Here is an 18,081-nt window from a genome sequence, read left to right on the forward strand (position 1 = left end):
CCCCCCCCCCCCCCCCCCCCCCCCCCCCCCCCCCCCCCCACGGCTTATATTTTTAGTGGTAAGCTTTTTTGAATTTCTCCACCATGCTGTCCAGATTATGACGCTGGACATATACACTCTTCACTTCCTGGTACCTCGGTGACTTATAAAAAACTTCGTGGAAATCCATGCTGCCATTTCCCACTTTCACTATTTTCTGTACATCGATATTCAGTTTTTTCAGCTCGTCTTTAAAGACTTTAAATTCATCTTGTATGTTGCTCATTTATATTTTTGGATTTTAATTAAAAAAAATCAATTTTACACTTGACACCCTGTAATTGTCCGGGGCAGTCCTTAAATTTGTAATAAAAATAATGAATTTTTCAATATAATCATCAGTCAACCTCTACTTTTTTACTTAAATTAATGATTTTGTATGGATTTTACATTTTTTTCTGGCGGTAAAATAATTTAAGCTTTTTGAAACTTCTCAAAAAATGTGTTGAAAAGCCTATTAATACAGGGAAAATCAACAATACAAAAACATAACAGATTAATTCATAAATTCGAAGAAGAAATAAGCTGTTAAAAGGATATGGATCAAGGTATATTCTAACCCCTACTAAACGAAGTTAAAAAATGAATGATATCAACAGAGAACACTGGGAAAACGTATACGAAACCAAAAATCCGGACCAGGTAAGCTGGACGCAGAAAAAGCCACAGCCCTCCCTGGATTTAATCCATTCCTTCGGTTTGGGAAAAAATGCCAAGATCATTGATATAGGAGGTGGGGACAGCAATCTCGTTGATTGTCTTCTTGAGGAAGGCTATGAAAATATTACTGTCCTTGATATTTCCTCCACAGCTTTGGAAAAGGCAAAAAAAAGGTTAGGAAAAAAAGCTGATAAAATAACCTGGATTGTTTCAGACATTACAGCATTTGAACCCCGGGAGTCCTATGATATCTGGCACGACAGGGCTGCTTTCCATTTTTTAACGACTCCTCAACAGGTTTCCCAGTATATCAAAATAGCAGGTAAAAGTGTAACCGGGTTTATGATTTTGGGAACTTTTTCGAAAAACGGCCCTTCAAAATGCAGTGGGCTCGATATTCAACAATACGATGAAGAATCGCTGCCAGCAAAGTTTGAGTCAGATTTTGAAAAAATACAATGCCTTACAGAAAATCATACAACTCCTTTTGGTACAGTACAGAATTTTATCTTCTGCTGTTTTAAAAAAATTTAGATACTGATTTAAAGAGTATTCAATAAAAATAGTTTCCTCTTTTAAGTCTTTTTTATAAAAACAGACACGACCTGGCGCTACCATATTCCCTTATTAATACATATTCTTTCAATTTTATAATTTTTCCAAACAAATTCAACACCAATTAAATCAATATAATAGAAAATATCGTTTTTTGTTATTTATTTTATTATTTTTAACACACTACAATTTAATAATATAATATATGAAAAAACTACTATTAATCATTGTTTCAGGTTTAGCCTGTTCAAATTTTTATTCACAGAAAGTTGAATTCCAGGAGTGCGGGACGGATGAACTGATGCGAAAACATTACGAAAGACACCCTGAAGAGAAGGCTCAGGACGATGCTTTTAACCTGGAATTATCAAAACTGATCAAAAGCGGAAAATTTTCCAACACTCTTAACAAAAATCAAGTGTATGAAATCCCTGTCGTAGTCCATGTAGTGAGCGACGGAAGTGCCATTGGAACAGTCAATAACAAATCTGATGCAGATATCATTGCATGGATTAACTATAGCAATGGGGTGTTTGAGGGAAGCTCATCCAGCGGGATGGCCGGAACCAGCGCTGTTCTGCCCGTGAGATTTGTCTTTGCCAAAGTGGATCCAAGCTGTAACCCAACCAACGGCATCAACAGAATCAATGCTTCTCATCTTCCAAAATATGTAAGCGGGGGAGTGAATGACGATAATACCACCAATGCGGTTCCTGCTACCGACATCACAGCATTGGGGATGTGGGACACCAGCAAGTATTATAACATCTATGTCGTTAAAAAACTGACTTCCAACGCAGGAGCTCTTAACGGATATGCGTACTATCCAGGAGGCAGCAAGGACTATTCTTTCATGGCAACCAGTGCCTCTGCAGTGAATAAACAGACTTTAGCCCATGAATTCGGGCATGCGCTCGGTCTTCGCCACACGCACGAAGGTTACAATGAATCTACCGGAGCCTGCCCTACGGACACAGACTGTACACTGCAGGGAGACCTGGTTTGTGATACTGAACCTATGAAAAGCCTTTACCACTCTTCTGTTCCCAGCAGCTGCCAGACCGGACAGATCAATCCTTGTACGAGCCAGCTGTACGCCGGCGGACAGAGAAATGTAATGGCTTATACATACTGCTTCAGGGATCTGTTTACACAGGGACAGACGAATAGAGCCACTGCACAGCTGTTGCAGTACAGACAGTCTTTGATCAACTCTCCTGTTGCATCCTCAACGACACCTGATAACAGTGTTGTACTGACATCAGCTTGTACTCCTTCTTCTATAACGAATCCGGGAGGCTTTAATATAGGAGTTACTTCTGTGAAATTCGCAAGTATTAATAACTACTCTGCCAATTACAAGCAGGCTTCCAATAATTTCTATGAAAATTTTACGGGAAATTACTGCTCCGGTATTTCAAAAACTACAATTCCATCCAATACCGCAACAACGCTTACCGTTGCACCGGGAACCAGCAACCTGCATATTATCAAAGCTTACATAGATTACAATAATGACGGACAGTTTAATGAGACCACAGAACTTGTGCTTAATCAAAGCGCAGTAAGCAGCGGTTCTGTTGCCACTGCCTCCGTAACTCCTCCTGCAGGCGCTGTAACCAATACGCCATTAAGAATGCGAGTAATCGGTGAATTTAACGGAACAGCTGTTACCGCCTGCTACACTCCAAAATACGGACAGGTAGAGGATTATTCTGTGATTATCACATCTCAGAATGTGTTGGCTGCTGAAAGTGTAAGGAAGCATACCAATGCGGAGATCTTAAAAGACGAGAGTTTTGTACAGGTAAAAAGTGATCTTAAAATTTCCACTGTTCATATCTACGATGCTTCGGGAAGGCTTTTGACCGGCAGAACAGATATAAAATCCTCTGAATTCAGGTTTCCTGTCAATGAGAAAAATACCGTCATCACGGTAACGGCAGTTTTGGAAAACGGGAAAGTGATCAATAAGAAATTAAAATTTTAAATAACGGATTACAAACAAAAAAGAGAGCTCCAGGCTCTCTTTTTTTATTTATCAAATCATGTTGATTCTATGATTTTTGATTTTCTTCTTCCAACTCTACTTCGTGTCTCAACTGGGCTTTGTAAAGTGTTGAGTAATATCCGTTACGGTCAAGAAGTTCGAGATGCTTTCCTTCTTCTACGATTTTACCATGCTCCATTACAATGATTTTATCTGCCTTTTCAATGGTGGAAAGCCTGTGGGCAATGATGATAGATGTTCTGTTTTTCGTAATTTTTTCTGTTGCCCTCTGGATCAGTTTTTCACTTTCATGGTCTATAGACGAAGTGGCTTCATCCAGAATAAGGATTTTAGGGTCGGATAAATAAGCTCTCAGGAAGGACAACAGCTGTCTCTGACCTAAGGAAATAGAGGATCCTCTTTCGCTTACCACAAAATCATATCCTCCCGGAAGCTGCTCAATAAACTGATCTACTTCAATTTCTTTTGCCCCGGCTTTTATTTTGTCCAAAGTGATGCTTTCATCCCCAAAGGCAAGATTTTCAAAAATGCTGCCGTGGAAAAGGAATACATCCTGCAGAACCACTCCGATATGGCTTCTCAGATTATAAAGCTCGTAGTCTTTTACATCCACATCATCAATTATAATCTTCCCGGAATTAATATCATAAAGTCTTGTGATAAGGCTGATAATGGTAGATTTTCCCGCACCGGTCGCTCCTACAATAGCAACAGTCTCGCCCGGATTTACTTTAAAATCAATTCCTTTCAGCACTTCCTGCTTGTCATCGTACGCAAAATGCACCTTCTCGAACTCAATTTTACCGTCGAAGTGATCTTTCTTCACCGTTCCTGTATTGGGCATGGCATAATCTTCATCCATGACACCTAATACTCTTTCTGCTCCTACAATTCCTCTCTGGATATTATTAAAACGGTCTGCAATCTGTCTTAGCGGACGGATCAGCATGGAAATATACTGGATAAATGCAATAACAACTCCGGCACTGATTGTGATATACCCCCCATAAAACAGGATAAATCCGATAAATAAAGAAGATATAAGCTCCACTACCGGAAAAAATAAGGAGAAGATGAATACCGTTCTCAGTAAGGCACTTTTGAGGGTAATATTAATATCATCGAATTTTTTAAATTCTGCATCCTGCCTGTTGAAAACCTGAATTATTGACATTCCAGCCAGTCTTTCCTGTACAAAAGAGTTCTGATTGGCCGTCCATGTTCTTTCATCTCCAAATGCTTTTTTCAGTCTTTTCTGGAAAAATCTGGTAATCATCACCATTAAAGGCAGGATCGCCAATGTAATATAGCTTAGATGCACATTGGTATTGAACATCATGATCAGGACAAATGCAATTCTTAGAATATCTCCGAAAACCATCAGGAAACCGTCTGTATACACCGTAGCGATGGTCTCTACATCCCCTACAGCACGGGTTACAAGCTGCCCGATAGGTGTTTTATCAAAAAATGACGTTCTGAAATAGATCAGCTTTGCATAAAGTCTTTCACGGATATCACGGATAACATTCTGCGAAATAAAATTTGAAAAGTAAACTAAGAAAAAGTTTAAAATAGTTTCTGCAAAAACCAAACCTACCAGGATATATATATGCTTCATCATCAAAGCATTATCCTTCAGTTTGGTGATATCATTATCGACCACCTCCATGGTAAGATAAGGTCTGTAGGTAGAAACTACGGACAGTAAGACAGAAATAATTAAAGTAAGGATGAACCAGGACCGGAATTTCATTCCTATAAAGAACAGCCTCTTAACAATTCCCCAGGTATCTTGTTTTTTCATTGTACGAGTTGAAGAAAGAATTTAAAATTCTATGCAAAAATAAGACTTTAAAATTTGACAGCCTTTAGAAGTTGATCAAATCGTCATAGAAAATTTCAGATAAAGGTTATTTACAATATGAATATAATAAGCGATCTTCTAGTCACGGCATACATTATAAATTTTTATCACCAATCTTTTCAATTTCCAGAGAAGGTTTACCCATATGTTCTTTCACAAACTTCTTTTCAAGAAAATAGTAAACGCCATATACGGCTGCAATTGAAATGATCCAGCTGATAATATTCACGAAGGAAAATCCGGTATAATCCACATCCACAGAAGCAGGATCTGTAAGACCTTTGTAAATTCCATAAGAAAAACCAAAGACCAGCTGCGTTCCTAAATACACTCCAATTGCTAAAAGTCCATAATGCCATTTTGTTTTTCCGAACTTTTCAGCAAGCTGTGCATAATACCTGTAAGCTCCGATAAGAATTAAAATTGATAACATAATTTGTATTTTATATATTTAACATTCAGACTATCTTATTTTATGAAATAATGCAATAATTTCCACAGAATAATCACTGATTGCTAAAATAACTTTTTTTTCAATACTGTAAAACAAAAGAACATCCGTAAAATCACTGAAATTTTGTCACAGGATTAAAATTCGTATCCTACATCCACAAGAAACAATCCATGGCCCGGCGCTGAAGTTCCGGCAGCATTACGGTTTTTATCCTCAATGATGGTACGCAGAGCTTCCGGTTTTATTTTTCCGCTTCCGATCTCCACCATCGTTCCTACAATAGCACGGACCATGTTTCTCAGGAAGCGGTTGGCTGAAACCGTAAACTTAAGTTCTGTTCCATCCTGCTCCCACTCTGCTTTGTACATTTTACAGATATTCGTTTTATTGTCCGTTTTTAATTTAGCAAAGCTTGTAAAATCTTCATATTCAAATAAAATCTTACAGGCTTCATTCATTTTGTTAATATCCAGCGGCCTTTTCCAATGCTGCCATGCCGATTCCTGGGTAAAAGGATTTTTCGCGAGGGAAATATAATATTCGTAGGTTCTGTACGTAGCATCAAAACGGGCATGAAAATCATCTTTAACCTTAAAGATCCGTTTTATAGAAATATCGGGAGGTAAGAAACTGTTTAATTTATAAGGAAGATTCATTTCATCCACAGGTCGTTCCGTGTCAAAATGGGCAAATATTTTTTTAGCATGAACGCCTGTATCCGTCCTTCCGGCACCTGTCGTTTTAACTTCTTCTCTTAATATCGTGGAAAGTGCTTTTTCCAGTTCTTCCTGTACAGAAACTGCATCCGGTTGTATCTGATAACCGAAATAATTTTTTCCGTTGTAAGAAAATTCAATAAAGTATCTCAATGTAGTATAATAACTCCACAAAAATACTTTAATTTAATGAAATATTTGTTGAAAAGTCTTTGAGAATATTACTTAAAATCCTTATGAAAATTCCTATTTTTGCAGACGTATGAAAAGATGGTACCTTTATCCTTTTTCCCTCGGTTATCATTTGGTAACGGGTATCCGAAACACAATGTATGATCTGGGAGTTTTTAAGACGACTAAGTTCAAGACCCCGATAATTAATGTCGGTAATCTTTCTGTGGGCGGAAGCGGAAAATCGCCTATGGTGATGTATCTCGCCCAATATCTGTCTAAACATTACAGGACAGGAGTACTCTCACGCGGCTATGGAAGACTGACGAAAGGGTATGAAGTTACGAACTATGAAAGCAACTATAAAATCGTAGGAGATGAAGCCATGCAGCTTTTTGAGCGCTTCAAAAACCGTTTTGTCATTGCCGTTTCAGAAGAAAGGGTTCCCGGAGCCAAAAAGGTAATTGGAGATATGGATCTTGATGTTCTTGTTCTGGATGATGCCATGCAGCACAGAGCCATCAAAGCGGGATTCAATATTCTGATGACAGATTTTAATGATCCTTACTTTAAAGATCATCTTCTTCCGGCCGGAGATCTGAGGGAATCCAGAAACGGAGCCAAAAGAGCAGATATTATCATGGTAAGCAAATGCCCTGATGAGCTTACCGAAGAAACCAAACGTTATTATATTTCAAGGATCAGACCTTCTTATAATCAAAAAGTATTCTTTTCATCCATCGGTTATGACGAAAATGTGTACGGAAAAGATAAAATGCTTCCGGACAATAACCTGAACTATTATGACATCCTTCTGATTACAGGAATTGCCAACCCCAAACCGCTTCTGGAGCATCTGGCTAAATTTTCGCAGCGGGTTAAACATTTAAAATTCAGGGACCATCATAATTTTACGGATGACGACATCAAAAATATCACCGCAGAATATAAAAAATTAGGCGAATATAAGCTGATCCTGACCACGGAGAAAGATTATGTACGTCTGAAAACTTTTGACTATCTTAGAGACATTGTTTACTACTGGCCTATTAATGTTATCATTGATAAAAAGGAAGAATTCAACCAAATCATCTTAGATTATGTTAGAAAAAATTAAGCAGACCGCCGATTTCATCAAAAATACAATCAAAGAGATTCCCGATTTTGCTGTTGTTTTAGGATCCGGATTGGGAAAACTGCAGGATGAAGTGGAAGCCATTCATATTTTGGAATATCCTGAAATCCCTAATTTCCCTCAAACCACTGTTGTTGGGCACGGAGGAAAATTAATCTACGGAATTCTTAATGGCAAAAAGGTTCTGATGATGAGCGGCCGTTTTCATTATTACGAAGGCCACTCCATGGAAACAGTGACTTTCCCGATAAGAGTTTTCCATCTGTTGGGTATTAAAAACCTCATTCTTTCCAATGCCTGTGGCGGCGTAAATCCTGCTTATAATGTTGCTGATATCGTTATTTTAAAAGACCATATCAATATGATGCCTGAACATCCGCTTCGTGGTAAAAATATTGAATCGTTCGGACCGCGTTTCGTGGATATGAGCGAACCTTACAACAAAAAAATGATCGCTGCCGCCGAAAAGGCTGCCGCTGAAAACAATATTAAAATCCACCAGGGAGTGTACGTAGCACTACAGGGACCAACTTTTGAAACACCTGCTGAATATGGCATGATTAAGGCCATTGGTGGTGATATGGTAGGCATGAGCACTGTTCCGGAAGTAATAGTTGCCAGGCATATGGACATGGATGTTTTCTGCATCTCTGTGATTACAGACCTTGGCGGACCGGATATAGCCTTTGCCGTTTCCCACAAGGAAGTTCTGAATGCAGCCAATAAAGCCATGCCGAATGTGATCGCTGTCGTAAAAGGCCTGATCAAAAATTATCAGTAGATCTTTATAGAAATTTTCAATCTCATAAATTTTTCCTAATTCATAAGAAATCAATCTCCAATTGCGTTTCATTGTTTAGATTTGTATAAATGAAATTGAAAGAATGAAAAAGTTCGCATTAATTCTTACGATCAGTATTTTCGGTCTGGGCTCTGCACAGCAGCAACCGAAAATTCTAAAAACCAGTTTCTCCAAAGAAGCGCTGGTACAGAAGCTGGAAGATGAGCAAGGAAAAGATACCACCATTCAGCAGATTCTTGATCAACATAAAGGAAAAGTTTTAGTGATTGATTTCTGGGCCGGATGGTGCAGAGATTGCTTAAAGGCACTTCCAAAAGCTGAAGAGCTTGAAAAAAACAATCCGAATGTAGATTTTGTCTTCCTTTCACTGGAAAGATCAAAAGAAGGTTTTGATAAAAGCCTGGACAGATTCAATATGAAGGACAAGGATAATTACTGGTTCGCTTCGGGCTGGAAAAATGATTTTAACAATTATATCGACCTCAACTGGATACCTAGATATATAGTGGTGGACCAGAAGTCTTCCATCGCAAAATACTATGCTATTTCCCCAGAAGATCCGGAAATACAGGAAACCATCAACCACCTTTTACAATAATGATCACAAGAAAAGCTACAGAACAGGATCTGAAGGTCCTTTTAGAATTTGAGCAGGGAATCGTTTCTGCAGAAAGACCATTTAACAGTACTCTTATGGATGGAGAGATCCATTATTATGATCTGCTTCACCTGATAAGATCTGAAGAAGCCCTTGTACTTGTTACCGAAGAGGAAAACGAAATCATAGCCTCCGGTTATGCACGAATCAAAAAACCGGAAAATAATTATTCCAATTTCGATCGATATGCTTACCTGGGATTTATGTATGTAAAGCCTGAACACAGAGGAAAAGGAGTTAATAAGCTGATCCTCGATGAACTGATCAGCTGGGCAAAATCCAAAGACATTTCTGAAGTAAGACTTGATGTGTACGCACAAAACGAATCTGCTGTAAAAGCCTATGAAAAAGCAGGATTTGAATCATTACTCGTTACGATGAGAATGAAAACGTAATAATCCTTTTCGAAATAAGACTTTCTCTTTTCAATGATGTCAGGAAGTTTGAAGTTGGAAGAGGGAAGTTATCGTAGTCCGACAGCAAAGTTTTTTAACCGGATGATCAAATTTGCACCGAACTCAAATTAATTATAATTCAATTCAAAATAAATGAATCCATATCTTTGCGGTATGGATTCTTCTTTTTCCACCCGTAAGATTATTCATGTTGATATGGATGCATTTTATGCTTCTGTGGAACAGCATGATAATCCTTCACTTAAGGGGAAACCTATTGCTGTAGGAGGGGAACACCGGGGAGTCGTTGCAGCAGCCAGCTATGAAGCCAGAAAATATGGTGTACGGTCTGCAATGCCCAGCAAAACAGCCAAAGAAAAATGTCCTCATATCATTTTTGTAACACCTCGCTTTGCACGATACAAAGAAATATCCAAACAGATCCGCAACATTTTCCATGAATATACTGATCTTGTAGAACCTCTGTCTTTAGATGAAGCCTACCTTGATGTCACTGAAAATAAGAAAGACATAGAATCTGCCAATCAGATTGCCAGAGAGATCCGCCAGAAAATATTTGAGCAAACAGGACTTACCGCTTCTGCAGGTATATCCGTTAACAAATTTCTTGCAAAAGTAGCTTCCGATATCAATAAACCGAATGGTCAGAAAACCATTCATCCGGATAGAATTGAAGGTTTCCTTGAAGAGCTTCCTGTAGAAAAATTTTACGGCGTCGGAAAGGTTACGGCTAACAAAATGTTTAGTTTAGGAATTTATAAAGGAAAAGATTTAAAGAAAAAAACGCTTGAAGAGCTGGTGAGGCTTTTTGGAAAATCCGGCGGTTATTATTACAATGTAGTGCGCGGCATTCATAATTCTGAGGTAAAGCCGCACCGGATCCAGAAAAGTGTGGCTGTGGAGAGAACTTTCTTTGAAGATCTTTTTGATGACCAGTCGATTAATGAAAAACTGGAGCATCTGAGTCAGGAGCTTCACCAAAGGCTGCAAAAGAATAATATTCTGGGCAGGGCATTAACTTTAAAAATCAAGTATAAAGATTTTTCGCTTTTTACGAGAAGCTTTACAAAAGAAGAGTATTTCACTTCTCCTGAACAGTATTTCAGCACCGGAAAAAAACTCTGGGAACTAAGGCCATTTGATAAGCCTGTAAGATTGCTGGGCCTATCCCTCTCCCACCTCAACACCGAGGAAAAGAAACAGGTTTCTATTCAACTAAAAATCCCGTTCGAAGAGTTTGAGCGTGAATAGGTGAAAAATTTTCACTATATTGTAGTAACCAAATTACAGCCTATGAACCCGACAATGATTCAATTTTTCCACTGGTACTCTGAAGGAAATGGAAAATTATGGAAAGAAGCAGAAAAACAGGCCGCATATCTGGCAAAATTAGGAATTACTTCAGTATGGTTCCCTCCTGCCTATAAAGGAACAAATGCAGGCTATTCTGTAGGATACGATGCTTATGATCTGTATGACCTCGGAGAGTTTGACCAGAAAGGGAGCATTCCTACTAAATATGGCACCAGGAATGATTATATAAAAGCTATTAAAGCTTTAAAAAAGCAAAATATTGAGATAATCGTAGATATCGTCCTTGGGCATAAAGCCGGCGGTGACGAACTGGAAAAATTTAAAGCCGTAAAGGTAGATGAAAACAACAGGGAAAAAGTTATTTCCGATGTCATTGAGATAGAATCTTATACTAAATTCACGTTTCCCGGAAGAAAAAAAAAGTATTCTGATTTTGAATGGAACTTTACCTGCTTCAGCGGTGTGGATTATGCCGAAGGTATGGATTCACACATCTTTAAAATACAGTCTGAATACGGAAACGACTGGGAAGAGATGATTGACGATGAGAAAGGGAATTACGATTACCTGATGTACAACGACATCGAACACCGGAATCCTTTTGTACGAGAAGAGCTCAACAGCTGGGCAGAATGGTATTTTAACCTGACCGATTTTGACGGAGTAAGACTGGATGCCTTAAAACATATTTCATTTGACTTTTATAAGGAATGGCTGACCATGTTGCGCTCCAATTCCGGAAAAAACATTTTTGCAGTCGGAGAATACTGGGCTCCGGGGCAGCTTAATCTTCTGCAGAAATACATTGAGGTAACGGAAGGATGCATGAGCCTTTTTGACAGCTCACTGCAGAATAATTTCCATACTGCATCTCATGAAGGCAGCTCTTATGATCTCCGCAGGATTTTTGACCAAACCCTTACCCAGGCAGATCCGATGCATTCTGTAAGCCTTGTGGACAATCATGACACACAGCCTTTGCAGGATCTTGAAGCTCCGGTAGAATCATGGTTTAAACCATTGGCCTATGCATTGATTCTGCTTCGCGAAAATGGATATCCGTGTGTATTTTATCCTGACCTTTATGGTGCACATTATGTTGACAAGGGCAGAGATGGTAACGATCAGGAAATCTTCTTACAGAAAGTAGATGGCCTGGAAGAACTTCTTAAAGCAAGAAAGAATCATGCTTACGGAACACAGAGAGATTATTTTGAAGATGCCAACTGTTTGGGCTGGACGCGTGAAGGAGATGGTGAACATTCCGGATGTGCTGTGGTTTTAAGTAATAAGGAGGCTTACAGCAAACCTATGGAAATGGGAAAACAGTATGCAGGCAAAAGTTTCAAAGATTTACTTAAAAGATCCGAGGAAACGGTAATCATTGATGAGAACGGATGGGGAGATTTCCCGGTTCCTGCAGGAAATGTAAGTGTATGGGTCTCTGAGTAATTCCTACAATACATATAAAAGGCATACATATCAAAGAGTTATGTATGCCTTAAATTAATTTTACGAACAGAATAATTAGCAGTAGATGTACCGGCAATTCTCCATATTAATAGCCCATTCGCAGCAGTAGCCATCCTCGTTAGAGGTACAGCACACCCTGCCCCTGATGATTCCTTCGCCTTTTAGATTCTTAAGTTCCTTTCTCTCAAGCTTTCGTACGTTAGCAAAAAGTTTTGTTTTCATAATTAATAGATTTTGGTTTGGTTAGTTCTAATATACATAAAATATCATAATTATTGGCAAATGCGAATCACCAAATACCTGCGTAAGTCTATCTATTTCATCAACTAAACGTTCAAATGTTGCTTCTTCAAAAAAGCTGTTATCAGTTTATTTAAGAATTTATTTTTTGGATTTTCAGGATTTCAGGTCTTTCCGAATCATCAGAAATCTTCCCGGTTTTTGCAAATTCTGCCCAGAGCGCTCTTAATTTTTTGCCGTTCTCATCAATGTATTTCCATGGAATATCCTTTACCATTTCAGAGGATTTCCAGGCCGATTCATTTCCGAAAATCAAAGGAAGATCAATACAATGTGGAGCCCCGATAGGGCTGTTTTCTGATCTGGAATGAATTCTGAATAAATAAACGTTCCCTCCTGCCTTTGCATAGTTTTCCGCAAAAACCTTTGCCGGAGTCCCATAGATGAGTTCAGTCGTCTTTTCAACAGCTTTATCCAAAACTTTCAATCCAAAACCTTTCCCGAAATATTTATTTAAGGCATCAGAAGTTTTAAGGTAAAATGCCGTTTCATCATTATTCAGGCCAATCAGTACATCATATTTTCCAGCATTAGATTTCCATTTTTCTACTGATTCTTCTTCTTTGCATAAAGGTGGGAATCCATATTGTGTACCAAAAGGCATAGCCGCTTTCAAGCCGTATTTAATGACGGACGGCACATATTTCTTATATTCATCCATCATTTTAAAGATATCTGTTTCGTCTTTCAGTCCTTCGGTCTTTTTTAAAAATTCGGCGGACATTTTCTGCCTTTTATGGCGTAAACCCAACGGAGCGCTCTGGATAATCACTCTTTGAAATAGATCTTCAACCCCTTCGGAAATCATAAGGTGAGCAATGGCATCACCGCCTGAAGACTGGCCTAAAAGAGTAATATTTTCAGGATCGCCACCAAATTCTGAGATATAGGTTTGTATCCATTTTAATGCTTCTATGATATCAAAGAGCCCCAAATTAGGCGGCCTTTTGTCGCCTCCCAGAAATCCTAAAAGCCCGAGCCTATAGGAAACGGTAACTACAATGATCTGCTGTTCCCGCACCCAGTCACTGGGATCAGAGGTAGGAAGATCACCACATCCGATCTCATGAGAACCTCCGTGGATCCAGACTACAACAGGAAGCTTTTCACGATCTGTAATGCTGTCGGGAAGGAAGACTGAAAGATACTGTGTGGATTCATCAGGATGAAAATGCTCAATAGGAGTAGGACCAATCATTTTTTCCACTAACGGACTAATCGCCTGCGGACAAACAGGAGTTTTATCCGGGAATATGATTTCTGAAGGCGAAGGCTGCTCTGCAACAGGTTTTTGAAATCTTTCAGAGCGCGCATACCGGATGCTTCCGGCTCTGATAATACCGTTGTTCTTTAATGCAATAACTTTCCCGAAAGAGGTCTGAAAAATGTGGGTTGTGGTCTGCTCAACGGTCATTTTAAAAACTTTGAAAAATTCTATCTATTAAAATTAATTCAGTTTTTTGAAATGAGAAAATTTTTGCATTGATTTAATGCTCAAAATGCAAGACTTTTATATCATTAATTTATCAGTTCAATGTTTTGTATTCACTGGGAGAAATGCCAACTTTAGCTTTGAATAATCTCGTAAAATGCTGCGGATACTTAAATCCGAGATCATAAGAAATTTCACTGATCGATTTTGACGGATTCAGGATCTGTTCTTTGGCAATATCGATCAGCTTATTATGAATAAATTCCTGAGCAGAAACTCCTAATTCTTTTTTAATCAGGTCTCCAAAGTAATTGGCAGACAGGTTCAGCTTTTCGGCAAAGTAATTGACCATCGGAAAACCGATATTTTTTGGATTGTCAGATTTCAAATATTCATCCACCAGATTTTCAAATTTTCCAATAACCCCCTGGTTGACATGATCTCTTGTAATAAACTGACGGTCGTAGAACCGCATACAGTAATTTAAAAACAGTTCAATATTGTTGACGATTAATGATTTGCTGTGCTTGTCGATGGATTGTTCGAGCTCCAGTTTTATATTTTTAAAACATTCGAGAACAATTTCCCTTTCTTTTTCCGAAAGATGCAATGCCTCGTGTACGTCATAGGAAAAGAAGCTATAATCTTTGATATTCTTGCCAAGATTGGTTCCTTTGATGAGATCAGGATGAAACAGCAATGCATATCCGCCCGGCTGTATAGATTTTCCGTCGTTGGTAACCCCGCTTACCTGTCCCGGAGCAATAAAGACCAGTGTGCCTTCCTGGTAATCATAGCTGTGCTTTCCGTAATGCATGTCGCCACAGATTACATCTTTCAGAAAAACGGTATAAAAAGTATAGGTTCTTTTGTACTGGCATATAGGATCGGATTTTGCAAAATCTACCACACTTACCAGCGGATGCAGCGTTTCATGATTCACCATTTTATTGTAATCTGAAATACTGTTTACTTTTTCAACTTCCTGATCTTCCATTGACTATCTTTTTAAGCTTATTCAAAATTACCACTTTCCTGCGGACCTTTTTATAGGGTCTGTAAAATTGGTAAGTATTTCGGTAATCTGTATAAGTTGTGTTTACTTAAAAGTGTCGACTTTTGTACTGTTATGGAAACATTCAATACAAATATTTTTCCCAAAGGAGAAAAAGCGCCCGAAGACTATTTTTCGGGAGGCACTGCCTGGGTCCAGATTTTAAAACCTAATGAAGATGATTTGAACTGCCAGATCGGAAATGTCATTTTTGAACCCGGATGCAGAAATAACTGGCATTCCCACGGTGGGGGCCAGATTTTAATTGTAACTTCAGGAACAGGATTTTATCAGGAAAAAGGGAAGCCGGCACAGGTTTTACATCCTGGAGATGTAGTGAATATCCTTCCTGGTATCATCCATTGGCATGGTGCGTCCGCAGACAGTGAGTTCACGCATATTGCCATCAATCCCAATACTCAGGACGGTATTGTGGAATGGCTGGAACCTGTAAGTGATGAAGAATACAATAATTTATAACTGAACTTAATTAAACATAAATTAAATAAATCAATGAGCACAATCACAGTAAAAGCCTATGGGGCAGGGTCTACTACGGCAGACCTGAAAGAGATGAATATTGAAAGAAGAGAAACAACACCTAAAGATGTAGAAATTGAAATTCTATACTGCGGGGTTTGCCATTCTGATCTTCATACTGCAAGAAATGACTGGGGCGGAACTATGTATCCAACAGTTCCCGGCCACGAAATTGTAGGCAGAATTACCAATATAGGAAGTGAGGTTTCTAAATTTAAAGTGGGAGATCTTGCAGCAGTAGGATGTCTGGTAGATTCATGCGGAACCTGCGACAGCTGTAAGAAGGATCTTGAACAGTATTGCCTGAACGGGTTTACAGGAACTTATAACGGCCCTGACAAGCATTTGGGAGGTCATACTTTCGGAGGATATTCTGAAAAAGTAGTTGTAGATGAAAGCTTTGTTTTAAGGGTCCCTGAAAACTTAGACCTGGCAGCTGTAGCACCATTACTTTGTGCAGGTATTACTACATGGTCGCCGTTAAGACACTGGAATGTTGGCCCTAACTCTAAAGTGGCAGTTGTTGGATTAGGAGGATTGGGTCATATGGCAATCAAACTGGCCAAAGGTTTGGGAGCCGAGGTTACTTTATTCTCAAGAACTCCGGGAAAAACGGATGATGCCAAGCAGTTGGGTGCAGATCACGTGGTTATTTCTACAGATGATGAGCACATGAATTCTGTAAAAGGAAAATTCGATGTGATTATTGATACTGTTCCTTATGTACACGATGTAAATCCTTATGTGGCCACCTTAAACATCAGCGGAACACTTGTTTTAGTAGGATATTTAGGTGGTTTGGAACCTATCTTGAACACGGTTCCTATGATCATGGGAAGAAGGTCTGTAGCGGCTTCTTTAATCGGAGGTATTGCTGAAACCCAGGAAATGTTAGATTTCTGTGGTGAACATAATATTGTTTCTGAAATTGAGATCATCAAAATGCAGGAGATCAATGAAGCGTATGAAAGAATGCTGAAAAGCGATGTAAGATACCGCTTCGTTATTGATATGAAATCTTTATCATAATTTTCAGATATCAAAATAAAAGACTCTTCGCTGAAGGGTCTTTTTTTATTGATATTAATACGCTTTTTTCATATCCTGAAAAGCCCAGTCTGCCATTGCATCGATGACAGGAGCCAGCTTGAGGCCTGCTTTGCTCAGTTCGTAAGTAACATGTGGGGGAACTACTGGCTTTGCTGTTCTGATAATCAGCCCATCCGCCTCTAATTGTTTAAGATGCTGAATCAGCATTTTTTCCGTCACCTCAGGAATCGCTCTTTTTAACTCGCTGTATCTCTTCTCTCCTGTTGAAAGGTTGAACAGAATAATAGGCTTCCAAAAACCGCCTATTTTTTCCATCACATACATTACCGGGCACTGTTCCAATATATTTTTTCTGTTCTGCTGAATGGTAGAACTTTCTTTAATTGCTGTCATGATACATACTTTAGGGTAAGTACTTGTATAAAAGTAAGTACAAATATAACTTTGTATGAAGAAATAAACAACATTTAATATGAAAATTATTGTAACCGGTTCTTTAGGGAACACCGCAAAACCGTTAGCACAGCAATTAATTGCAGAAGGGCACGACATTACTGTAATTAGTAGCAGTGAAGCCAAAAAAAGTGAAATTGAATCTTTAGGGGCAAAAGCCGCCATCGGCTCTATTACTGATGTAGATTTTTTAGTTAAAGCATTTGAAGGTGCTGATTCCGTATTTGCAATGACTCCCCCAATTATGGGTGAGACTAATATTGTTGAAAATACAGTGAATGCAGGAAAAAATTATGCTGAAGCTATTGCCAGAACAGGGGTCAGGAGAGTTGTCATGCTAAGCAGTGTGGGAGCTGACTCTCCGGTTGAAAACGGTCCCATTAAAGGGCTTCATCATATTGAAAAACTATACACCGGTCTGGAAAATACTTCCGTTACCTTTCTAAGGGCAGGCTATTTCTACATAAATTTCTTCAATGACATTCCATTGATTAAAAATGCAGGGATTATCGGCGGGAATTATCCTGAAAATGTAGATATCCCATTGGTGCATCCAACAGATATTGCCAAGGCTGCCGCTGAGGAATTAGTGAAAAATACAACCGGTAAAAACATCCGTTACGTGGTAAGCGATTCCCGCCCGCCAGCAGATTTTGCAAAAGTTCTAGGAACCGCCATTGGGAATCCGGAATTACCCTGGATTGAATTTACAGATGATCAGGCCTTAGATGGAATGGTGCAGGCAGGCCTGCCACAGGAAATGGCTGAACTTTATGTTGAAATGGGAAAAGGAATGAGAACCGGTGTTGTCCAGAAGGATTTTATGGAACAGGGATCTCCGGTTAAAGGCTCAATAAAACTGGAAGACTTTGCCCGCGAATTTGCCAATAAGTTTTAAGTTTGATTTCTTTTTTTCTGAAACCAGATAAATTTTCTAAAAACAGTTTCGGGGGGGGGGGGGGGGGGGGGGGGGGGGGGGGG

Annotated in this window: 18 protein-coding genes; 11 read left to right on the forward strand and 7 right to left on the reverse strand. The window is 39.0% G+C overall.

What is annotated here, in order from left to right; translation table 11 throughout:
• Positions 1–52 precede the first annotated feature (52 nt).
• A complete protein-coding gene (locus AC4IFE_RS19760; protein WP_490758834.1) occupies positions 53–265 on the reverse strand; it encodes a hypothetical protein in 213 nt (70 codons plus the stop codon).
• Between the two features lie 356 nt (positions 266–621).
• On the opposite strand from AC4IFE_RS19760, the gene AC4IFE_RS19765 reads away from it, so the two are divergent.
• Both AC4IFE_RS19765 and AC4IFE_RS19770 read left to right on the forward strand, forming a co-directional pair.
• A complete protein-coding gene (locus AC4IFE_RS19765) occupies positions 622–1,233 on the forward strand; it encodes a class I SAM-dependent methyltransferase (RefSeq protein WP_490758835.1) in 612 nt (203 codons plus the stop codon).
• 226 nt (positions 1,234–1,459) lie between these two features.
• Positions 1,460–3,244 (forward strand): GEVED domain-containing protein, encoded by a 1,785-nt coding sequence (locus AC4IFE_RS19770; protein ID WP_490758836.1) that lies wholly within the window; start codon positions 1,460–1,462, stop codon positions 3,242–3,244.
• Between the two features lie 67 nt (positions 3,245–3,311).
• On the opposite strand, the gene AC4IFE_RS19775 is transcribed toward AC4IFE_RS19770, so the two are convergent.
• From AC4IFE_RS19775 to truA, 3 genes are all read right to left on the reverse strand, one after another.
• Entirely contained in the window at positions 3,312–5,072 is a 1,761-nt protein-coding gene (locus tag AC4IFE_RS19775) for an ABC transporter ATP-binding protein (protein ID WP_490758837.1), read from the reverse strand.
• Positions 5,073–5,226: 154 nt separating this feature from the next.
• Entirely contained in the window at positions 5,227–5,565 is a 339-nt protein-coding gene (locus tag AC4IFE_RS19780; protein ID WP_490758838.1) for a hypothetical protein, read from the reverse strand.
• 155 nt (positions 5,566–5,720) lie between these two features.
• Entirely contained in the window at positions 5,721–6,476 is a 756-nt protein-coding gene (gene truA / locus AC4IFE_RS19785) for a tRNA pseudouridine(38-40) synthase TruA (protein WP_490758839.1), read from the reverse strand.
• An 88-nt stretch (positions 6,477–6,564) separates the two neighbouring features.
• On the opposite strand from truA, the gene lpxK reads away from it, so the two are divergent.
• The 6 genes from lpxK (at position 6,565) to AC4IFE_RS19815 (ending at position 12,250) form a co-directional block, all read left to right on the forward strand.
• Positions 6,565–7,590 (forward strand): tetraacyldisaccharide 4'-kinase, encoded by a 1,026-nt coding sequence (gene lpxK, locus AC4IFE_RS19790; protein ID WP_490758840.1) that lies wholly within the window; start codon positions 6,565–6,567, stop codon positions 7,588–7,590.
• Complete coding sequence (locus AC4IFE_RS19795; RefSeq protein ID WP_490758841.1) at positions 7,574–8,389, forward strand: purine-nucleoside phosphorylase; 816 nt, start codon at positions 7,574–7,576, stop codon at positions 8,387–8,389. Before lpxK ends, AC4IFE_RS19795 begins: the two co-directional genes overlap by 17 nt.
• A 103-nt stretch (positions 8,390–8,492) precedes the next feature.
• Positions 8,493–9,008 carry a TlpA family protein disulfide reductase gene (locus AC4IFE_RS19800; protein WP_490758842.1) on the forward strand — a complete coding sequence of 172 codons (516 nt, stop codon included), beginning with the start codon at positions 8,493–8,495 and terminating at the stop codon, positions 9,006–9,008.
• The gene (locus tag AC4IFE_RS19805; RefSeq protein ID WP_490758843.1) at positions 9,008–9,463 is read left to right on the forward strand and encodes a GNAT family N-acetyltransferase; all 456 of its coding nucleotides are present in this window, start codon (positions 9,008–9,010) and stop codon (positions 9,461–9,463) included. Before AC4IFE_RS19800 ends, AC4IFE_RS19805 begins: the two co-directional genes overlap by 1 nt.
• Positions 9,464–9,637: 174 nt before the next feature.
• Complete coding sequence (gene dinB / locus AC4IFE_RS19810) at positions 9,638–10,735, forward strand: DNA polymerase IV (protein ID WP_490758850.1); 1,098 nt, start codon at positions 9,638–9,640, stop codon at positions 10,733–10,735.
• Between the two features lie 42 nt (positions 10,736–10,777).
• The gene (locus tag AC4IFE_RS19815) at positions 10,778–12,250 is read left to right on the forward strand and encodes an alpha-amylase (protein WP_490758844.1); all 1,473 of its coding nucleotides are present in this window, start codon (positions 10,778–10,780) and stop codon (positions 12,248–12,250) included.
• Between the two features lie 394 nt (positions 12,251–12,644).
• On the opposite strand, the gene AC4IFE_RS19820 is transcribed toward AC4IFE_RS19815, so the two are convergent.
• Positions 12,645–13,985 (reverse strand): carboxylesterase family protein, encoded by a 1,341-nt coding sequence (locus tag AC4IFE_RS19820; RefSeq protein ID WP_490758845.1) that lies wholly within the window; start codon positions 13,983–13,985, stop codon positions 12,645–12,647.
• Between the two features lie 112 nt (positions 13,986–14,097).
• The gene (locus tag AC4IFE_RS19825) at positions 14,098–15,000 is read right to left on the reverse strand and encodes a helix-turn-helix domain-containing protein (RefSeq protein WP_490758846.1); all 903 of its coding nucleotides are present in this window, start codon (positions 14,998–15,000) and stop codon (positions 14,098–14,100) included.
• Positions 15,001–15,132: 132 nt separating this feature from the next.
• On the opposite strand from AC4IFE_RS19825, the gene AC4IFE_RS19830 reads away from it, so the two are divergent.
• Together AC4IFE_RS19830 and AC4IFE_RS19835 are read left to right on the forward strand one after the other, a co-directional pair.
• Positions 15,133–15,537 (forward strand): cupin domain-containing protein, encoded by a 405-nt coding sequence (locus AC4IFE_RS19830; protein ID WP_490758847.1) that lies wholly within the window; start codon positions 15,133–15,135, stop codon positions 15,535–15,537.
• Positions 15,538–15,570: 33 nt separating this feature from the next.
• Positions 15,571–16,626: an NAD(P)-dependent alcohol dehydrogenase gene (locus tag AC4IFE_RS19835; protein ID WP_490758848.1), complete on the forward strand. Its 1,056-nt coding sequence runs from the start codon at positions 15,571–15,573 to the stop codon at positions 16,624–16,626.
• Between the two features lie 54 nt (positions 16,627–16,680).
• Here AC4IFE_RS19835 and AC4IFE_RS19840 read toward each other — a convergent pair whose 3' ends face one another.
• Positions 16,681–17,040 carry a winged helix-turn-helix transcriptional regulator gene (locus AC4IFE_RS19840; protein WP_436809123.1) on the reverse strand — a complete coding sequence of 120 codons (360 nt, stop codon included), beginning with the start codon at positions 17,038–17,040 and terminating at the stop codon, positions 16,681–16,683.
• Positions 17,041–17,119: 79 nt separating this feature from the next.
• On the opposite strand from AC4IFE_RS19840, the gene AC4IFE_RS19845 reads away from it, so the two are divergent.
• The gene (locus tag AC4IFE_RS19845) at positions 17,120–17,998 is read left to right on the forward strand and encodes an NAD(P)H-binding protein (protein WP_490758849.1); all 879 of its coding nucleotides are present in this window, start codon (positions 17,120–17,122) and stop codon (positions 17,996–17,998) included.
• Positions 17,999–18,081 lie beyond the last annotated feature (83 nt).

Source organism: Chryseobacterium sp. UF-81 (genome assembly GCF_058245105.1).

Coding starts and splice junctions, on each gene's coding strand:
- AC4IFE_RS19825 (WP_490758846.1), bottom strand. CDS start 15,000: ATGGAAGATCAGGAAGTTGAAAAAGTAAACAGTATTTCAGATTACAAT.
- dinB (WP_490758850.1), top strand. CDS start 9,638: ATGGATTCTTCTTTTTCCACCCGTAAGATTATTCATGTTGATATGGAT.
- AC4IFE_RS19815 (WP_490758844.1), top strand. CDS start 10,778: ATGAACCCGACAATGATTCAATTTTTCCACTGGTACTCTGAAGGAAAT.
- AC4IFE_RS19795 (WP_490758841.1), top strand. CDS start 7,574: ATGTTAGAAAAAATTAAGCAGACCGCCGATTTCATCAAAAATACAATC.
- lpxK (WP_490758840.1), top strand. CDS start 6,565: ATGAAAAGATGGTACCTTTATCCTTTTTCCCTCGGTTATCATTTGGTA.
- AC4IFE_RS19800 (WP_490758842.1), top strand. CDS start 8,493: ATGAAAAAGTTCGCATTAATTCTTACGATCAGTATTTTCGGTCTGGGC.
- AC4IFE_RS19840 (WP_436809123.1), bottom strand. CDS start 17,040: ATGACAGCAATTAAAGAAAGTTCTACCATTCAGCAGAACAGAAAAAAT.
- AC4IFE_RS19765 (WP_490758835.1), top strand. CDS start 622: ATGAATGATATCAACAGAGAACACTGGGAAAACGTATACGAAACCAAA.
- AC4IFE_RS19775 (WP_490758837.1), bottom strand. CDS start 5,072: ATGAAAAAACAAGATACCTGGGGAATTGTTAAGAGGCTGTTCTTTATA.
- AC4IFE_RS19845 (WP_490758849.1), top strand. CDS start 17,120: ATGAAAATTATTGTAACCGGTTCTTTAGGGAACACCGCAAAACCGTTA.
- AC4IFE_RS19780 (WP_490758838.1), bottom strand. CDS start 5,565: ATGTTATCAATTTTAATTCTTATCGGAGCTTACAGGTATTATGCACAG.
- AC4IFE_RS19820 (WP_490758845.1), bottom strand. CDS start 13,985: ATGACCGTTGAGCAGACCACAACCCACATTTTTCAGACCTCTTTCGGG.
- AC4IFE_RS19770 (WP_490758836.1), top strand. CDS start 1,460: ATGAAAAAACTACTATTAATCATTGTTTCAGGTTTAGCCTGTTCAAAT.
- AC4IFE_RS19805 (WP_490758843.1), top strand. CDS start 9,008: ATGATCACAAGAAAAGCTACAGAACAGGATCTGAAGGTCCTTTTAGAA.
- AC4IFE_RS19830 (WP_490758847.1), top strand. CDS start 15,133: ATGGAAACATTCAATACAAATATTTTTCCCAAAGGAGAAAAAGCGCCC.
- AC4IFE_RS19835 (WP_490758848.1), top strand. CDS start 15,571: ATGAGCACAATCACAGTAAAAGCCTATGGGGCAGGGTCTACTACGGCA.
- AC4IFE_RS19760 (WP_490758834.1), bottom strand. CDS start 265: ATGAGCAACATACAAGATGAATTTAAAGTCTTTAAAGACGAGCTGAAA.